This window comes from Roseomonas sp. TAS13 (assembly GCF_001950415.1).
Lineage (GTDB): Bacteria > Pseudomonadota > Alphaproteobacteria > Acetobacterales > Acetobacteraceae > Roseomonas > Roseomonas mucosa.
On sequence record NZ_BDLP01000084.1, the window covers coordinates 1 to 13813 of the forward strand.

At 72.2% G+C, this 13813-nt stretch carries 14 protein-coding genes; 5 read left to right on the forward strand and 9 right to left on the reverse strand.

Annotated features, from left to right (window positions below):
* Positions 1 to 185 precede the first annotated feature (185 nt).
* From mtnA to ROTAS13_RS09175, 3 genes are read right to left on the reverse strand one after another with little or no spacing between them, the layout of a single operon-like run.
* Positions 186 to 1295, reverse strand: coding sequence for an S-methyl-5-thioribose-1-phosphate isomerase (gene mtnA / locus ROTAS13_RS09165; RefSeq protein WP_075822150.1), 1110 nt, complete (start codon positions 1293 to 1295; stop codon positions 186 to 188).
* Positions 1296 to 1343: 48 nt separating this feature from the next.
* Positions 1344 to 1862 carry a UPF0262 family protein gene (locus ROTAS13_RS09170; RefSeq protein WP_226946040.1) on the reverse strand — a complete coding sequence of 173 codons (519 nt, stop codon included), beginning with the start codon at positions 1860 to 1862 and terminating at the stop codon, positions 1344 to 1346.
* Positions 1855 to 2349 carry a DUF983 domain-containing protein gene (locus ROTAS13_RS09175; RefSeq protein ID WP_019459367.1) on the reverse strand — a complete coding sequence of 165 codons (495 nt, stop codon included), beginning with the start codon at positions 2347 to 2349 and terminating at the stop codon, positions 1855 to 1857. The genes ROTAS13_RS09170 and ROTAS13_RS09175 overlap by 8 nt, the downstream gene beginning before the upstream one ends.
* Positions 2350 to 2863: 514 nt before the next feature.
* Between ROTAS13_RS09175 and ROTAS13_RS09180 the strand changes: the two genes are divergently transcribed.
* The gene (locus ROTAS13_RS09180) at positions 2864 to 4027 is read left to right on the forward strand and encodes a pyridoxal-phosphate dependent enzyme (protein WP_075822151.1); all 1164 of its coding nucleotides are present in this window, start codon (positions 2864 to 2866) and stop codon (positions 4025 to 4027) included.
* A gap of 125 nt (positions 4028 to 4152) precedes the next feature.
* Positions 4153 to 5127: a tripartite tricarboxylate transporter substrate binding protein gene (locus ROTAS13_RS09185; protein WP_026032904.1), complete on the forward strand. Its 975-nt coding sequence runs from the start codon at positions 4153 to 4155 to the stop codon at positions 5125 to 5127.
* A 39-nt stretch (positions 5128 to 5166) separates the two neighbouring features.
* Here the strand turns inward: ROTAS13_RS09185 and ROTAS13_RS09190 are convergent, their stop codons facing one another.
* Positions 5167 to 6459, reverse strand: a complete 1293-nt coding sequence (locus ROTAS13_RS09190) for an ABC transporter substrate-binding protein (protein WP_253187649.1) — start codon at positions 6457 to 6459, stop codon at positions 5167 to 5169.
* Between the two features lie 285 nt (positions 6460 to 6744).
* Here ROTAS13_RS09190 and ROTAS13_RS09195 point away from each other — a divergent pair, with 285 nt between their 5' ends.
* Positions 6745 to 7749, forward strand: coding sequence for an NAD(P)H-quinone oxidoreductase (locus tag ROTAS13_RS09195; protein ID WP_019459363.1), 1005 nt, complete (start codon positions 6745 to 6747; stop codon positions 7747 to 7749).
* 70 nt (positions 7750 to 7819) lie between these two features.
* Entirely contained in the window at positions 7820 to 8593 is a 774-nt protein-coding gene (locus ROTAS13_RS09200) for an alpha/beta fold hydrolase (RefSeq protein WP_075822152.1), read from the forward strand.
* Here ROTAS13_RS09200 and ROTAS13_RS09205 read toward each other — a convergent pair.
* The 4 genes from ROTAS13_RS09205 to ROTAS13_RS09220 all read right to left on the reverse strand — a co-directional run bounded on the left by ROTAS13_RS09205 (position 8565) and on the right by ROTAS13_RS09220 (position 11781).
* Entirely contained in the window at positions 8565 to 9500 is a 936-nt protein-coding gene (locus tag ROTAS13_RS09205; RefSeq protein ID WP_075822153.1) for a metallophosphoesterase, read from the reverse strand. The genes ROTAS13_RS09200 and ROTAS13_RS09205 overlap by 29 nt on opposite strands.
* 206 nt (positions 9501 to 9706) lie before the next feature.
* Complete coding sequence (locus tag ROTAS13_RS09210; protein ID WP_019459360.1) at positions 9707 to 10351, reverse strand: DNA-3-methyladenine glycosylase; 645 nt, start codon at positions 10349 to 10351, stop codon at positions 9707 to 9709.
* A 199-nt stretch (positions 10352 to 10550) separates the two neighbouring features.
* Entirely contained in the window at positions 10551 to 10916 is a 366-nt protein-coding gene (locus tag ROTAS13_RS09215; RefSeq protein ID WP_019459359.1) for a hypothetical protein, read from the reverse strand.
* 109 nt (positions 10917 to 11025) lie between these two features.
* Entirely contained in the window at positions 11026 to 11781 is a 756-nt protein-coding gene (locus ROTAS13_RS09220; protein ID WP_075822154.1) for an SDR family NAD(P)-dependent oxidoreductase, read from the reverse strand.
* A gap of 337 nt (positions 11782 to 12118) precedes the next feature.
* On the opposite strand from ROTAS13_RS09220, the gene ROTAS13_RS09225 reads away from it, so the two are divergent.
* A complete protein-coding gene (locus ROTAS13_RS09225; protein WP_075822155.1) occupies positions 12119 to 13459 on the forward strand; it encodes a glycosyltransferase 87 family protein in 1341 nt (446 codons plus the stop codon).
* A gap of 72 nt (positions 13460 to 13531) precedes the next feature.
* On the opposite strand, the gene ROTAS13_RS09230 is transcribed toward ROTAS13_RS09225, so the two are convergent.
* On the reverse strand, positions 13532 to 13813 hold a 282-nt coding region (locus ROTAS13_RS09230), incomplete at its 5' end, for a c-type cytochrome (RefSeq protein WP_075822156.1).

Consider the following 13813-nt stretch of genomic DNA (forward strand, 5'->3'; position numbering starts at 1 on the left):
CTTCGACGGCATGGCCTTGCCGTCCCAGGCGCTGGCCGTGCTGGCTGCCCGCGCGATGCAGGGCCTGATGGCCATGCCGGACGGGATGGTGGGGGAGGAGGGCGGGCAGGTCCGCTGAGGCGGCGGAAAGGGGGATTCCGGCCCCGGCCCACCCCGGAGAGCGGGCGGGCCGGGGCCGGAGGGGTTCACCCGTGCTCGGGATAGAGTCCGGCGAGGCCCTCGGCGCTGGCGTCGCAGCGGCCGCGCTCGGTGATCAGCCCGGTGACGAGGCGCGCCGGCGTCACGTCGAAGGCCGGGTTGGCGGCGCCGCTGCCCTCGGCGGCGACGCGCACCGTGACCAGCGAGCCGTCCGGTGCGCGGCCGGTGATGTCGGTGACCTCGGCGGCGGAGCGTTCCTCGATCGGGATCTCCCGCACGCCATCGGCCACGCGCGGGTCATAGGTCGAATGCGGCAGGGCGACCCAGAAGGGCACGCCATTGTCCTTCGCGGCCAGGGCCTTGAGGTAGGTGCCGATCTTGTTGGCCACGTCGCCGTTGCGGGTGACGCGGTCGGTGCCCACGATGACGATATCGACCTGCCCATGCTGCATCAGGTGCCCGCCGGCATTGTCGGAGACCACCGTGTGCGGCACGCCATGGGCGCCCAGCTCCCAGGCGGTCAGCGCGGCCCCCTGGTTGCGCGGGCGGGTCTCGTCCACCCAGACATGGACCTTCATGCCCTCGTCGAAGGCCTGGTAGATCGGCGACAGGGCGGTGCCGTAGTCCACCGTGGCGATCCAGCCGGCATTGCAGTGGGTGAGCACGTTCACCGGCTCGCCGCCGCGGCCCTCGGCCTGCTTGCGGGCGGCAATGCCGCGCAACAGCTCCAGCCCGTGCTCGCCGATGCGGCGGTTGGTCTCGACGTCGTCGTCGCAGATGGCCTTGGCCTCGGCATAGGCGGCCTCGGCACGTCGCTCCGGCGGCTGGTTGCGCAGCGCCTCCAGCATCCGCTCCAGCGCCCAGCGCAGGTTGATCGCCGTGGGACGGGTCTCGCCCAGCATGGCGGCCACCCGCTCCAGGTTCTCCGTGGAAGGGTCGCGGCGCAGGGCGAGGGCGAGCCCATAGGCGGCGGTGGCGCCGATCAGCGGCGCGCCGCGCGTCTGCATGGAGCGGATGGCCTGGGCCACCTGCTCCTCGTCGGTCAGGCGGAGGGTCTCCACCGCCCAGGGGAGGCGGGTCTGGTCGAAGATGCGGACGGACCAGCCGTCCTCCTCGTCCACCCAGATGCTGCGATAGGGAACACCGGCGATCTTCATGGGGGCGGGATATGGCCCATGATCGCGCCGGGACCCATGAAATTTCGGCTACACGCGGCTGTGCAGGGCGCAGACCAGGGTGAAGAGCAGGCGGGCCGTGACGAGGTCCACCGCGACCTTGCCCTCCAGCCGCTCCCGCAGCAGGTCCGCGCCCTCGTCGTGCAGGCCGCGCCGGCCCATGTCGATGGCCTGGATGCGGGCGTCGTGGCTGTCCTGGGTCACCGCCTCCTCATGTGCCTGGACGACCATCAGGTAGTCCTTGATCAGCCGCCGGAAGGGGCTGAGCGACAGGGCGAAGCCGTGCAGGGGCGCGCCGTTGGGGCCGCGGATGTCCAGCCAGAGCCGGTTCTCCCGCAGGTCCAGGTGCAGGCCATAGGGACCGGGCGGCAGGCCGGGCGGGTCGAAGCGGTTGCCGGCCAGCAGGTCGGCCACCGCCTGGGCGCGGTCGGCCTCGGCATAGGGGCTGTGCGGCGTCAGCCCTTCCGGCAGCTCGATCCGGACCAGGCGCTGGCTTTCGGCCTGGGACGCCTCGGTGACGTGGCCCATCGGCGTCCGGCCGTCAGACATCGTGCCGCCCGCTTCGGAGATGGTCCTGGTTCTCCAGGGGGATGTCCTCGGCCCCGCCGAAGCCCAGCTTGAGCATCAGCCCCACCGTGGCCCCCTTCACCGGCCGCAGCAGCAGCGTCGTCACGACGGCGAAGAGCGGCAGCCAAAGCGCCATGTGGAACCACATCGGCGGGTGGTAGGCCTTTTCCACCCAGAAAACCGGCGGCAGCAGCAGATGGCCGACGATGAAGATGGTGAAATAGGGCGGGGCGTCGTCGGCATGGATGCGCCCCAGCGGCGTGCCGCAATGACTGCAGGCGGGCGCCACGGCCAGGAAGCCCTGGAAGACGCGGCCCTCGCCGCAGACCGGGCAGCGGTTGCGGAGCCCGCGCCCCATCGCCGTCAGCAGGGAGGGCAGGGGGGGAGCCCCGGCGGGCGCTTCCGGCGGTCCCTGCCGTGGGTTCCAGCGCGCTTCGGGAAAGGTGCCGTTGGCTGTCGGATGGGCCAACGGGGCATCCACCGCAGGGGCGGCTGGTGGCCTGTGGGCGGTCAGGGCCTCCCCGCCCAAATGGGAAATCTGCGTCATGTCCGCGTTGTCTCCGACGTTCCTGCCCCGTCTGCCCAGGGCTTGCGTGCCCCTTGTCTTCGGGGATCGTATTTGTGCAACGCAACATCGGCATGTCCGATGGCGAAATGCAAGCCTGTCGTCCGCTTGTGAACGAAGCTTGGCACAGTGCAACAAATGCGGTCTCGCCGAGGTCGCATCAACCCGTGACCCGGCTTCCCCCGCCATTGCAGGACGTCCCCTGGCGTAGATTTGCGCCAGGGGCGGCCATGGGGAGGAATGGTGCCGGGAAGTGGCACGATGGGATAGCCCTCGCGAAGCCCGGTCCGGAATGGCCAGACCACCAGAGGAAGCGGGGCGCCGGGGACGCGGCGTGGCAGGGTGCGGGGTGTTGTCCCGGCAGGCGCTTCAGGCCCGGCGATTCCACCGCGGGGCGATCGCCGGCTAGGCTGGCGGCATGAGCGCGCCCGCCTCCCTTCACTGCCTCGTCAATCCGCATCCCGGCGTTCCGGGCCTCGTGACCCTGCCGGAAGGGGGTTGGCGGCGGGCCCGGGCTGCCATCACGGCCTGGCCCGGCCATGCGCCGGCGCCGCCGACCGGCCTTCCCGGCCTGGCGGCGGCGCTTGGGCTCGCGGCCTTGCACTGGAAGGATGAAGGCCGGCGCGCCGGACCGGAGGCCGTGGGCGGTGCCGAGGCGCTGGGGGCCGCCTATGCGGTGAAGCGCCTGTTGTCGGCGGAACTGGCCCGGCGCGGCGTGGCGCGGGCGGCGGAGGCCCCGGAGCTCGAATCCGGGCGACTGGCGGAGGCGACGCGGGGCATCACTCTGGCCAGCGGTCCGGAGGCCGGCTTCGCCCTGGCCGTGGCATGGGGGGCGCGGCGCTTCCATGCCCGCTGCGTGGCGCTGCTGCCGGCAGGAAGCCCGGCCGCCTGGCGTGAGGCGCTGGCAGGCCAGGGCGCGGAAGTCCTGGAATGCCCGGGCGGACCGGCAGGAGAGCGGTGCGCGGTGCGGGACGCGGCGCGGCGGGCGGAGGCGGGGGGGTGGCTGTTCCTGTCGGACCATTCCTGGCCAGGCCAGACCGAGGCGGCGCGCGACGTGATGCAGGGCTGCCGCCTCGTGGCGGAGGAAGCCTTCTCCGGCCTGCCCGCTCCGCCCAGCCATGTTTTCGTTTCTGGCGGCAGCGGTGCCCTGGCCGCGGCGGTCGCGGTGGAGGCTCGCCGCCTGGGCGGGACGGCGCCGAGGCTGGTCGTGGTGGAGGCGGAAGGCGAGGGGCAACAGCCGGAGGGGCTGATGCGGGAGGCCGCCCATTCCTGGACCGGCCATTCCCGGGCCGGGCGAGGCGAGGCGGGAGAAAGCACGTCGCTGCTGGCCTGGGGGGAGCTGGAGCGAGCCGCTTTCGCCTGCCTCGCCGTCCCGCCGGAGGCGGTGGCGGGGGCGAGGCGGAGCCTGTCCGCCGGGATCGACGGAGCGATCAGGTCAGGGGAGCGCGGCGCGGCGGTGATGGCGGGGCTGCTGCTGGCCGTGCGCGACCCGGCGGCGCGGTCGGCTCTGGGCCTCGATGCCGGAAGCCGGGTGCTGGCCTTCGGCGCCGATGCGCCCTTTGCCGGGGTGGCGGCGGGCTGACCAGCGGCACAGCCTGAGGGGCACCGTGCCTTTCGGTACGATTGACCTTCTGTCATGACTGACGCGTAATCCGCCGTGAAAGGTCCGGCCACCGCGCCGGGCTGAACGATGTTCTGGAGGAACGAATGAGGCGTCGTACCTTGGCCGGGGCCGCCCTCGCGACCCTTGCCACCCCCGCCGTGCTGCGCGCCCAGGGCACCTGGCCGGACCAGCCGGTGCGCCTCGTGGTGCCCTTCGCCGCCGGCGGGCCGACCGACATCCCGGCCCGGCTGATCGCGGACGAGCTGTCGAAGCAGCTGCCGCAGCGGGTGGTGGTGGAGAACCGCACCGGGGCCGGTGTGGTCGTGGGCTCCGACGTGGTGGCCAAGGCGCCGAAGGACGGCTCGGTCTTCCTCTACACCACCATCGCCCATGCCACGCTGCGGGCGATCTTCGCCAAGCTGCCCTTCGACCCGATCGCGGATTTCACGCCCGTCACCATGACCGGCGTGATCCCGATGCTGATGATGGTGAACAAGGACCTGCCGGCGAAGACGCTGCAGGAGTTCATCGCCCTGGCCAAGGCCAATCCGGGCAAGTTCGACTATGCCAGCACCGGTGCCGGGGCGGCGCTGCACCTGGCGAGCGAGCTGTTCCTGAAGCAGGCGGGCGGGCTGAAGGTGAACCACGTGCCCTATCGCGGTTCCGCCGCCGCGATGCCGGACCTGCTGAGCGGCACGGTGGTGATGATGCTGGACGTGGCCAACAACGCGCTGCCCTTCGTGCAGCGGGGCGAGGTGCGCGGCCTGGCCGTTTCCTCCGCCAGGCGCCTGCCGCAGCTGCCCGACCTGCCGACCTTCTCCGAGGCCGGGGTGCCGGGCTACGAGGCCTATACCTGGCACATGATCTTCGCCCCCGCCGGCACGCCGCCCGCCATCGTCCAGGCGATGAACGCGGCGACCAACCGGGTCATGGCCATGGATTCCGTGCAGAAGCGCCTGTCGGACCTCACCATGGAGACCCGTTCCAGCTTCACGCCCGAGGCCACCGGCGACTTCCTGAAGGCCGAGATCGCCAAGTGGGAGCCGATCATCAAGGATGCCGGGATCACGGCGAGCTAGGAAGTCCCCCGGGGGCAGGTTGACCCCCCGGGAAACCCGTCAGGGCGTGGCGGCACGCGCCGCGCCGAGACTTCCCCGGAGCGCGCCCACCGCCGCCGGGGCCGGGGCCACCGTCACCAGCCGGCCCTCCTGCCATTGCGCCAGCAGCGGGCGGGCGCGGGTGTTCTGACCGCTTTCGTCGAAAAGGGCGCCCCAGCCGGTGACGGCCTTGCCTTCGGGCAGATCAGTGGCAAGCACGGCGGCGCGGAGGCGCTCCTTCTCCGCCGTGCCGGCGCGGCTCAGCGCCTCCAGGAAGACCGCGGCGCCGGCATAGGTGGCGAGGCTGTGGCCGGAACGCGGCTCGGCCCCGTATTTGCGCTTGTAGGCCTCGGCGAAGGAGCCCACGCCGGGGGCGGCGGCCTCATCCGTGGCAAAGGGCGTGACATCAACGTTCATCACCCCCTCGATCTCCTGCCCCAGGCTGCGGGCGGTGTCGCTGAGGCTGTAGGCGCCGCCGGCGCCGATCACCATGCGCGGCTGCCAGCGCGCCTCCCGCATGGCCCGGAAGAAGGGGACGACATCGCCGGCATAGGCGCTGTGCAGCACCACCTCGGCCCGCGCCGTGCGGAGCTGGCCGAGCAGCGTGCCGAGATCCGTGGTGCGGGACGGAAAGGACAGGCGGACGGCGAGGGGGATGCCGCGTGCGCGCAGCCGGTCCTCCTGGGCGGCGGCGACGCTCTGCCCATAGGGGCCGTCCTCCGCCAGGATGGCGATGCGCAGTGCCCTGGGGTCGGCCTTCCAGGCGGGGGCGAGACGGTCGGCCACGGCATCCACCGAGAGGCGGCCGAATTCCATGGCGCGCGGGCAGCTGCGGAAGACGAAGCGGGCGCCGCGCGCGGTCAGCGCATCGGCGATGGCGCCGAGCTCGAAATAGGGCGTGCCCAGCGCCTCGGTCACCTGGGAGGCGGCCAGGGCCAGGGCGGAGATGGTGGTCCCGAAGACGCAGGCGACCCGGCCTTCCCCCGAGGTCAGGCGGCGGACCTCGCTCACCGCCTGGGTCTGGTCCGAGGCGTCGCCGCGCAGCAGCCGGATCTGGCGCCCGGCGAGGCCGCCCGCCTCGTTGCGCTCGTCCGCCGCCCTCTCCAGCCCGCGATAGGCCTCGTCGCCCATCAGCGCGAAGGGCCCGGTGAAGGGAAAGAGGGCACCGAGGCGCCATTCCCCCACCGTGACGGCGGGCGGCATGGTCTGGCCGACCCCCGGCACGGCCGGGGCCTGCGACTGGGCGGGCCGGATGCCGGGCAAAAGGAAGGCGGCAAGGCCCGCCAGCAGGGGACGGCGCGCGGCAGGAGGCATCGGAGGGGGAATCTGGCCCGGCTGGAGGGAAATCCGGCAGGCATGCAAGCGGAAGCGCCCGGCCAGCGCAACCCCGGGGCGCTCCCCGGCGGCTTCGGGGGAAAGGGGCCGGTCCTTGTTCATGCCCTGGCGCGTCCCGGGAAGCCTTCCCCTCCCGGGTTGCCGGGCGCCCGGCCTTGACGCCCCGGCTTCCTGTCCCGACCCTGGAGGTTCGCCGCCGCCCCGCGCCTTGCCTGCTGCCGCAGGGCGTGGCCGGCGCGGGTCCATACAGGGGGGAAGGCCGCCATGGCATTGCCGGACAGCATGCGCTTCATCGAGCACGGCGAGGGCGGTGACCCCGGGGTGATGCGGGTGGCCCGGGGGCCCCTGCCGCAGCCGAAGCCGGAGGAGGTCCTGATCCGCGTGCTGGTGGCCGGGGTGAACCGGCCCGACGTGGCGCAGCGCCAGGGCAGCTATCCGCCGCCGCCGGGCGCCAGCCCGGTGCTGGGGCTGGAGGCGGCGGGCGAGGTGGTGGCCTGCGGCGCCAATGTCGGCCGCTGGCGCCCGGGCGACCGCGTCTGCGCCCTGACCAATGGCGGGGCCTATGCCGAATACGTGGCGGCGCCGGAGACCCAGTGCCTGCCCTGGCCAGGAGGCTATGACGCCGTGAAGGCGGCGGCGCTGCCGGAGAACTTCTTCACCGTCTGGGCCAACCTCTTCGGGCTGGGGCGGCTGCAGGCGGGCGAGACGGCGCTGGTGCATGGCGGCACCTCCGGCATCGGCATCACCGCGATCCAGCTCGGCGAGGCCTTCGGCGCACGGATGCTGGCCACCGCCGGCAGCGCGGAGAAGGTGGCCGCCTGCCGCGAGTTCGGCGCGGCGGAAGCCTGGAACTACCGCGAGCAGGATTTCGCCGAGGAGGTGAAGCGCCTGACCGACGGCAAGGGGATCGACGCGATCCTGGACATGGTCGGCGGCTCCTATTTCCCCCGCAACCTCCGCTGCCTGGGGCAGAACGGGCGGCTGGTGATGATCGCCTTCCTGGACGGGCCCAAGGCCAGCGAGGTGGACCTGCGGCCGATCATGGTCCGGCGGCTGACCGTCACCGGCTCCACCCTGCGGCCGCGCACGGCGGCGGAGAAGGGCGCCATCGCCCAGGCGCTGGAAGGGCAGGTCTGGCCGCTGCTCACCGCCGGGCGCTGCGCGCCGCGCATCCATGCGCGCTTCCCGCTGGAGAAGGTGGCCGAGGCCCACGCGCTGATGGAGAGCAGCACTCATATCGGCAAGATCATGCTGGAGGTGGCCGCCTGATCCGGCCGCCGGGTTTGACGGGACGGCGCCCGCCTGCGAACCAGCGCCCTGGCCTGGAGGGGAAGAGCCGATGCGCCTGAAGATGCTCGAAGCCGGAGCGGGGGAGCCCGTCGCCCTGCTGCACGGGCTGTTCGGCCAGGGGCGGAATTTCGGCCTCGTGCAGCGGAACCTCTCGGAGCGGCATCGCGTCCTGGCGCTCGACCTCCGCAACCATGGCGAAAGCCCGCACGATGCCCGCATGGACTACCCGGCCATGGCGGGGGACGTGGCGGAAACGCTGCGGGCCGCGGAGGCGCGGCCGGCAGCGGTGCTGGGCCACTCCATGGGCGGCAAGGTGGCGATGATGCTGGCGCTCACCGATCCGGGCGCCGTGTCGCGCCTGGTGGTGGCCGATATCGCCCCACGGGACTACCGCCCGACCTTTGGCGCCTATGCGGCGGCGATGCGGGCCATCCCGCTGCGGCCGGGGCTGACGCGCAAGGAGGCCGATGCCGCGCTGGTGGAGGCGGTGCCAGAGGCGGGGGTGCGGGCCTTCCTGCTGCAGAACCTGGACTTTGCCGCCGAACCGCCGCGCTGGAGGATCGGGCTGGAGGAGATCGCGGCGGCGATGGACGACATCGTCGGCTGGCCGGCGCTGTCGGCGGGGGCGCGCTATGACGGGCCGGTGCTGATCCTGCGTGGCGAGAGCAGCGGCTATATCCGCCCGGAGGACGAGCCGGGCCTCCGCGCGCTTTTCCCCCAGGCGCGCTTCGCCACGGTGGCGAAGGCCGGGCACTGGCTGCATGCCGAGAACCCGGCCGGCTTCCTGGAGGCGATCACGCCTTTCCTGGAGGGCCGAGCCTGACCAGGGTGAGCTCCGGCGGCACGCCGAAGCGGACCGGGTAGCGGCTGCAGCCCAGCCCGCCCGAAACCACCAGCCGCCGCCCTTCCTCCTCGACCAGCCCATAGGCGTAGCGGCGGCCGTAGCGGGACGGCACGATCGGCGAATAGCCCAGGATGCGGATCTGCCCGCCATGGGTATGGCCGGACAGGGTCAGGCCGACCCGGGCGGGGACGTGCGGGAAGATGTCAGGCTCGTGCGCCAGCAGGATGGCCGGGGCGTCGTCCAGGGCCAGGGGCGCCAGGGCGGCGGGCAGGTCGTCCGCCCCCTCCCAGTGCATCAGCGGCCAGAAGGCCTGCTGGCTGTCGATGCCGCTGAGCCAGACGCCGCCATCACGCCCGGGTGGGCCGAGCGGCAGGCGCGTCGCCTCGTTGGACAGGAGGCTCAGCCCCGCCTCGCTCATGGCGCGGGCGGAGCGGGGCGGGCCCTGCCGGTTCAGCACGGCCTCCCGGTCGTCCCACCAGTCGTGGTTGCCCGTCACCGCGAAGACGCCCAGCGGCGCTTCCAGCCGGCCGAGGCGCCAAGCGGTCTCCTCCGGCGGCGGGGCGGGGAAGGCGCGGCGGAAGCGCCCGCGCAGCGCGCCCGGCAGGTCGCCCAGCACCACATGCAGGTCGGGCTGGAGCCGGTTCGCCAGGTCCACGATGCGCTCCACACGGCTGAGCGGCATCCAGGGATCGCCGCTGTGCAGGTCGGCGGTGGCGCAGATCAGCAGCTCCGGCCGGTCGCCCCAACTGGCCATGGGGATCCGGTATTCCTGCACGATGAGACGGAAGCCGGGTTCGATCACCATGGCATAGGCGGAGCCGGAGGCGCCGGTGGCCAGGAGCGTGGCGCCGGCGGCCAGCAAGTTCCGGCGGGTCAGCAAAGACATGCCCGCTTCTGGCACGGGGCTTCCCGCGGCGTCCATGGCGGGCGGGGCGGGATGGAGAAAGCGTCACGCCGCGGATGGGTGGCGCGCGTCCATGGCGGCCGGCGGGTTCGGACAGCCCCAGTCCGGGTGGCCCAGTCCGGGTGGCCCAGTCCGGGTGGCCCGGTCCGGGTGGCCCGGTCCGGGTGGTCCGGTCCGGATCGCCTGCTTCAGATCGCCTGGGGCATCCGGAACTGCCCGGCCTTGTGCAGGTCCGCCGCGCGCCAGAGATACCAGGAGGCGGCGGAGCGGAAGGGGGACCAGGCCTCGCCGATCGTGGCGAGGTCGCGCGGGCGGGGCTGGCTTTCCAGCCCGGCGGCGAGGCGATAGCCCTCCCGCACCCCGAAATCGTCCACCGGCAGCACGTCGCGCCGGCCCAGGGTGAAGATCAGCAGCATCTCCACCGTCCAGCGGCCGACGCCGCGCAGCGCCACCAGGCGCTCGATCAGCGCCTCGTCCGCCATGCGGCTGGCGGCGCGGCGGGTGGGCACCCAGCCGGCGGCGGATTTATGGGCGATGTCCAGGATCGCGGCCTGCTTGGCGCCGGAGAAGCCGCAGGACCGCAAGGCGCCCTCGGGCAGCGCCAGGATGCCGGCCGGGGGCGGGAAGGGATGGCCGGGCGCCAGGGCGATCAGCCGGTTCAGCATCGCCTCGGCGGCGCGGCCATGCACCTGCTGGTGCGCAATGGCCCGGACCAGGGCCTCATAGGGTTCACGCCCGCCGACGGGCTTCAGGCGGCAAGCGCCGACCTGGGCGATCACCGGGGCCAGGACGGGATCCTGCGCCAGATGGCGGCGGGCTTCGCGGTTGCTCATGTGCTGGGGCGGCCCATCGGGAAGGACGAGAACAAAACTGGCACAAAGCCACCGTTCCGCCAATCCCGTCCAACGGCCGCCGCGCCGGTCCAGCCCCGGGGGACCTTCCGGTTCCCGGACGTCCCTGGCGGACGATCGGTCCTCTCGCCCGGAAGGCGGCTTCACGCTTCCGGGCGGGGCCGTCCGGCGGCGATCCGCCCTAGTTCAGCGAGAAGCAGGTCGAGGGCGCCTGCTTCATCTCCGTCGGCCGCGCCATCATGCTGTTGGTCAGGCCGACGGTGCAGGCCGCCGTGCGGGCAGCGCCGAGCGCCCCGGGCTTGGAGAGGAAGAGCATCGGCCCGATCGAGGTGCGCACCTCGAAGCCGTCCTTCAGCAGGGCCTCCAGCGACTGGTCGATATACTCGAACTTCGTCTCGTGCCGGCCGGCCTCCGGGGCGGGGGGCGTGGCGGGCGCCGGGGCGGGCTGCGCGACGGCCTGTCCGGCCAGGGCAAGAAAGCCGGCGAGGAAGCCGGCCAGGACGCTGGCGGGGGCCGGCAGGCCGGCCAGGATGGTGGAACGGGTCACGGGAAGGATTCCCCTCGGGGTCATGGGTCGCACCGCGTCAAACTGCCGCGCGGGCACGGGTTGGGCCAGGGGTGGAGACGGTCACGGTCGCGCCATCGCGGCGCGTGGTTCAGCGGCCGCCGTTCACGCTCAGCACCTCGCCGCTGATCCAGGAAGCGAGGGGGCTCGCGAAGAACAGCACGGCGTTGGCGATGTCCTGCGCCGTGCCGAGGCGGCGCAGGGCGATGCCGTCCAGCAGCGCCTTCCGACCCTCGGAGCCATAGCTCTCGAACTGCGCGATGCTGGCAGGGTTGGTGGGGGCGAAGCCTGGCGCCACGGAGTTCACGGTGATGCCATGCGGGCCGAGCTCGTGGCAGAGCTGCCGGGTCAGCCCGACCAGCCCGTGCTTGGCGGCGCAATAGGCCTGGATGCCGGTCAGCGAGGCGCGCAACCCGGCGCTGCTGCTGACGGTGACGATCCGCCCCGTGCCGGCGCGCTTCATGCCGGGCGCCACGGCCGCGCAGAGGTTGAAGGCGGCGTGCAGGTTTATGTCGAACAGCGCATGCCAGTCCGCCTCCGGCACCTCCTCCAGCGGGTGCATCACCTGCCCGCGCACGCCGCCGGCGTTGCAGACCAGCACGCCGACCGGCCCGCCGCTGGCTTCCTCGACACGGGTGATCCAGCCGCGTGCGGCGCCGGGGGCGGTGAGGTCGAAGGCCTCAGCCGCGATGCCGGTGCCCGTGGCGGTGTCCGCAAGCTCCTCCACCGAAAGATCGCAGGCGAAGACGCGCGCGCCCAGACCGTCGAAGTCGTGGGCGATGCGTCGCCCGAAGCCATGCCCCGCGCCGGTCACCGCCACCGTGATGCCATCGAACCGAATCCGCATGCCGCTGTCCCCTCAGGGCGATCCCTGTGCCGCAACCCGTTGCCGTCGGCGGCACTGCAACTAAAAGTTGCAAAACTGATGCCGGACCCGCATAGACTCGGCCGAGGCGGGAAGGGCGTCAATGTATCCGGGGAAACGGCTCGGCCTCTGGCGGCGGTGTGCCGGTGTCCCACAGGTTTGCCGTGCTGGATTGTAGCAGCGCGCCACCTTCAGGCGGCTCCGCCACGCGGTGAGCCAGTCCCAAAACGGTGAAAACTACGGGGCCAACGTATCTTTAATATAGCATTCTTGAAATATTTTGCTATTGCCATGTTCTGGTAAAGAAAAAGCAAGTCACATGGCGCACATCCAGAAGATCGAGACGGTTTCGCCGGAATCGGCGCGCGCCCTCATGGTGATGCGTGGCTTGGCACTCGTTCTTTCCCTGGCGGCCCTGGCGATGGCCTGGTTCTGGATCACCCGTTCCAACAGCGATTTCGGGGTGTTCCTGCTTCCCTGGTATCAGGCCATCCTGGCCGAGGGCCGGCTGGCCGCCCTGCATGGCGGATTCTCCGACTACACCCCGCCCTATATCTACGTTCTCGTCCTCTGCACCCTGACCGACGGGTGGCTCAGCCCGACCGTGGCGGTGAAGCTCTGCTCCATGCTCTGGACCTTGTTCGGGGCGACACAGGTCCATGGCATCTGCCGCGCGGTGGGCCGGTCGCGGGAATTCTCCCTGCTGGCGGCGGTGATCTTCGCCACGCTGCCGGAGATCAGCCTCAACAGCATCGTCTGGGGCCAGTCGGACGTGATCTACGTCTCCTTTCTGCTGGCTTTCCTCCATGCCCTGCTTCGGGGAAGGCGCGGTTGGGCCATGGTGATGTTCGGCATCGCCCTGGCCTTCAAGCCACTGGCCGCCGTGGTCGCGCCCTTCGTCGCCTATCTGCTGCTGCGAGACCTGCCGGTGCCAGGGCGCGCCCTGCGGGCGCTGCGCGATGCCATGCTGGTGCCGCTGACCTATGCGGCGATGATGCTGCCGGCGGTGCTGGCGGGGCGGCCCTTGCGGGAGCTCTTCACCTTCTACGCCAGCCAGTATGGCGAGCATCCGCTGCTGTCGATGGCGGCACCCAATCCCTGGCTGATCGTTCAGCAGCTCGTCGCCTATCCGGCGGATTTCCGTGAGCCGCCTCTGCTGTCGCGCCTGGCTCCCGACACCTTCCTCTGGCTGCAGGCCGTCCTGCCGCAGCACGACGGCATGATCCTCGCGGGCGTGGCCCTCGCGCTGCTGGCCTGTGGCGCGCTGCTGCTGTCCTTTCTGACCTGCCGTGGCCGGCCGGGGCCGGCGCAGCTGGTGACCATGCTGGCCCTGGCGGCGCTGCTGGTGCCCTATTTCGCGCCCCGGATGCATGAGCGCTACTTCATCGCGGCGGGCGTCCTCACCTATGTGCTCACCCTGCTCCGCCCGGGCCTCTGGCCGGCCGCGCTGTGCATGCAGGCCGCGGCCGTGCTGACCTATACCCGCTTCCTCTTCGACATCCCGAAGCTGCCGATACTGGGCGTGTTCCTCGCCACGGCTGCGCTGCTGCTGCTGCTGCGCCGCCACCTGCGGGATCGGAAGGAGATGGCGGCCGCCGCGCCGGCTCGTCCGGAACGGCTGGACCAGGACAGGCGGACGCCCCAGGCGCAGATTTCCTGAAGCCGGGAAGGGGCGAGGGCACGCGGACCGGCCGCGCCGGACGGTGCCCCGCCGCGGCCGCTGTGGCGGGCGTCAGCGCCCCGGGATCTCCACCTCGACGCGGATCGAGGCGTACCAGGCGGCGAGATCCGCGATCTGCGCGTCGGTCAGCTCGCGGGCCGCGAGGTTCATCTGTTCCTGCTGACGGGCACCGGAGCGGAAGGCGGCCAGCTGGGTGCCGAGATAATCCGCGACCTGCCCGGCGAGGTTGGGCGCGCCCGGCACCACCGCCAGCCCGTCATTGCCGTGGCAGCCGGCGCATTGCCCGCCGGCCAGCCGGCGCCCGGCCCGCGCGTCGCCCTCGGCCCCCCATGC

What these genes read in the sequence shown, in the direction of transcription:
- ROTAS13_RS09220 (WP_075822154.1), bottom strand. Translation starts at nt 11,781, where the DNA reads ATGCGGATTCGGTTCGATGGCATCACGGTGGCGGTGACCGGCGCGGGG.
- ROTAS13_RS09180 (WP_075822151.1), top strand. Translation starts at nt 2,864, where the DNA reads ATGAGCGCGCCCGCCTCCCTTCACTGCCTCGTCAATCCGCATCCCGGC.
- ROTAS13_RS09205 (WP_075822153.1), bottom strand. Translation starts at nt 9,500, where the DNA reads ATGTCTTTGCTGACCCGCCGGAACTTGCTGGCCGCCGGCGCCACGCTC.
- ROTAS13_RS09170 (WP_226946040.1), bottom strand. Translation starts at nt 1,862, where the DNA reads ATGTCTGACGGCCGGACGCCGATGGGCCACGTCACCGAGGCGTCCCAG.
- ROTAS13_RS09195 (WP_019459363.1), top strand. Translation starts at nt 6,745, where the DNA reads ATGGCATTGCCGGACAGCATGCGCTTCATCGAGCACGGCGAGGGCGGT.
- ROTAS13_RS09200 (WP_075822152.1), top strand. Translation starts at nt 7,820, where the DNA reads ATGCGCCTGAAGATGCTCGAAGCCGGAGCGGGGGAGCCCGTCGCCCTG.
- ROTAS13_RS09190 (WP_253187649.1), bottom strand. Translation starts at nt 6,459, where the DNA reads ATGCCTCCTGCCGCGCGCCGTCCCCTGCTGGCGGGCCTTGCCGCCTTC.
- ROTAS13_RS09185 (WP_026032904.1), top strand. Translation starts at nt 4,153, where the DNA reads ATGAGGCGTCGTACCTTGGCCGGGGCCGCCCTCGCGACCCTTGCCACC.
- ROTAS13_RS09210 (WP_019459360.1), bottom strand. Translation starts at nt 10,351, where the DNA reads ATGAGCAACCGCGAAGCCCGCCGCCATCTGGCGCAGGATCCCGTCCTG.
- mtnA (WP_075822150.1), bottom strand. Translation starts at nt 1,295, where the DNA reads ATGAAGATCGCCGGTGTTCCCTATCGCAGCATCTGGGTGGACGAGGAG.
- ROTAS13_RS09225 (WP_075822155.1), top strand. Translation starts at nt 12,119, where the DNA reads ATGGCGCACATCCAGAAGATCGAGACGGTTTCGCCGGAATCGGCGCGC.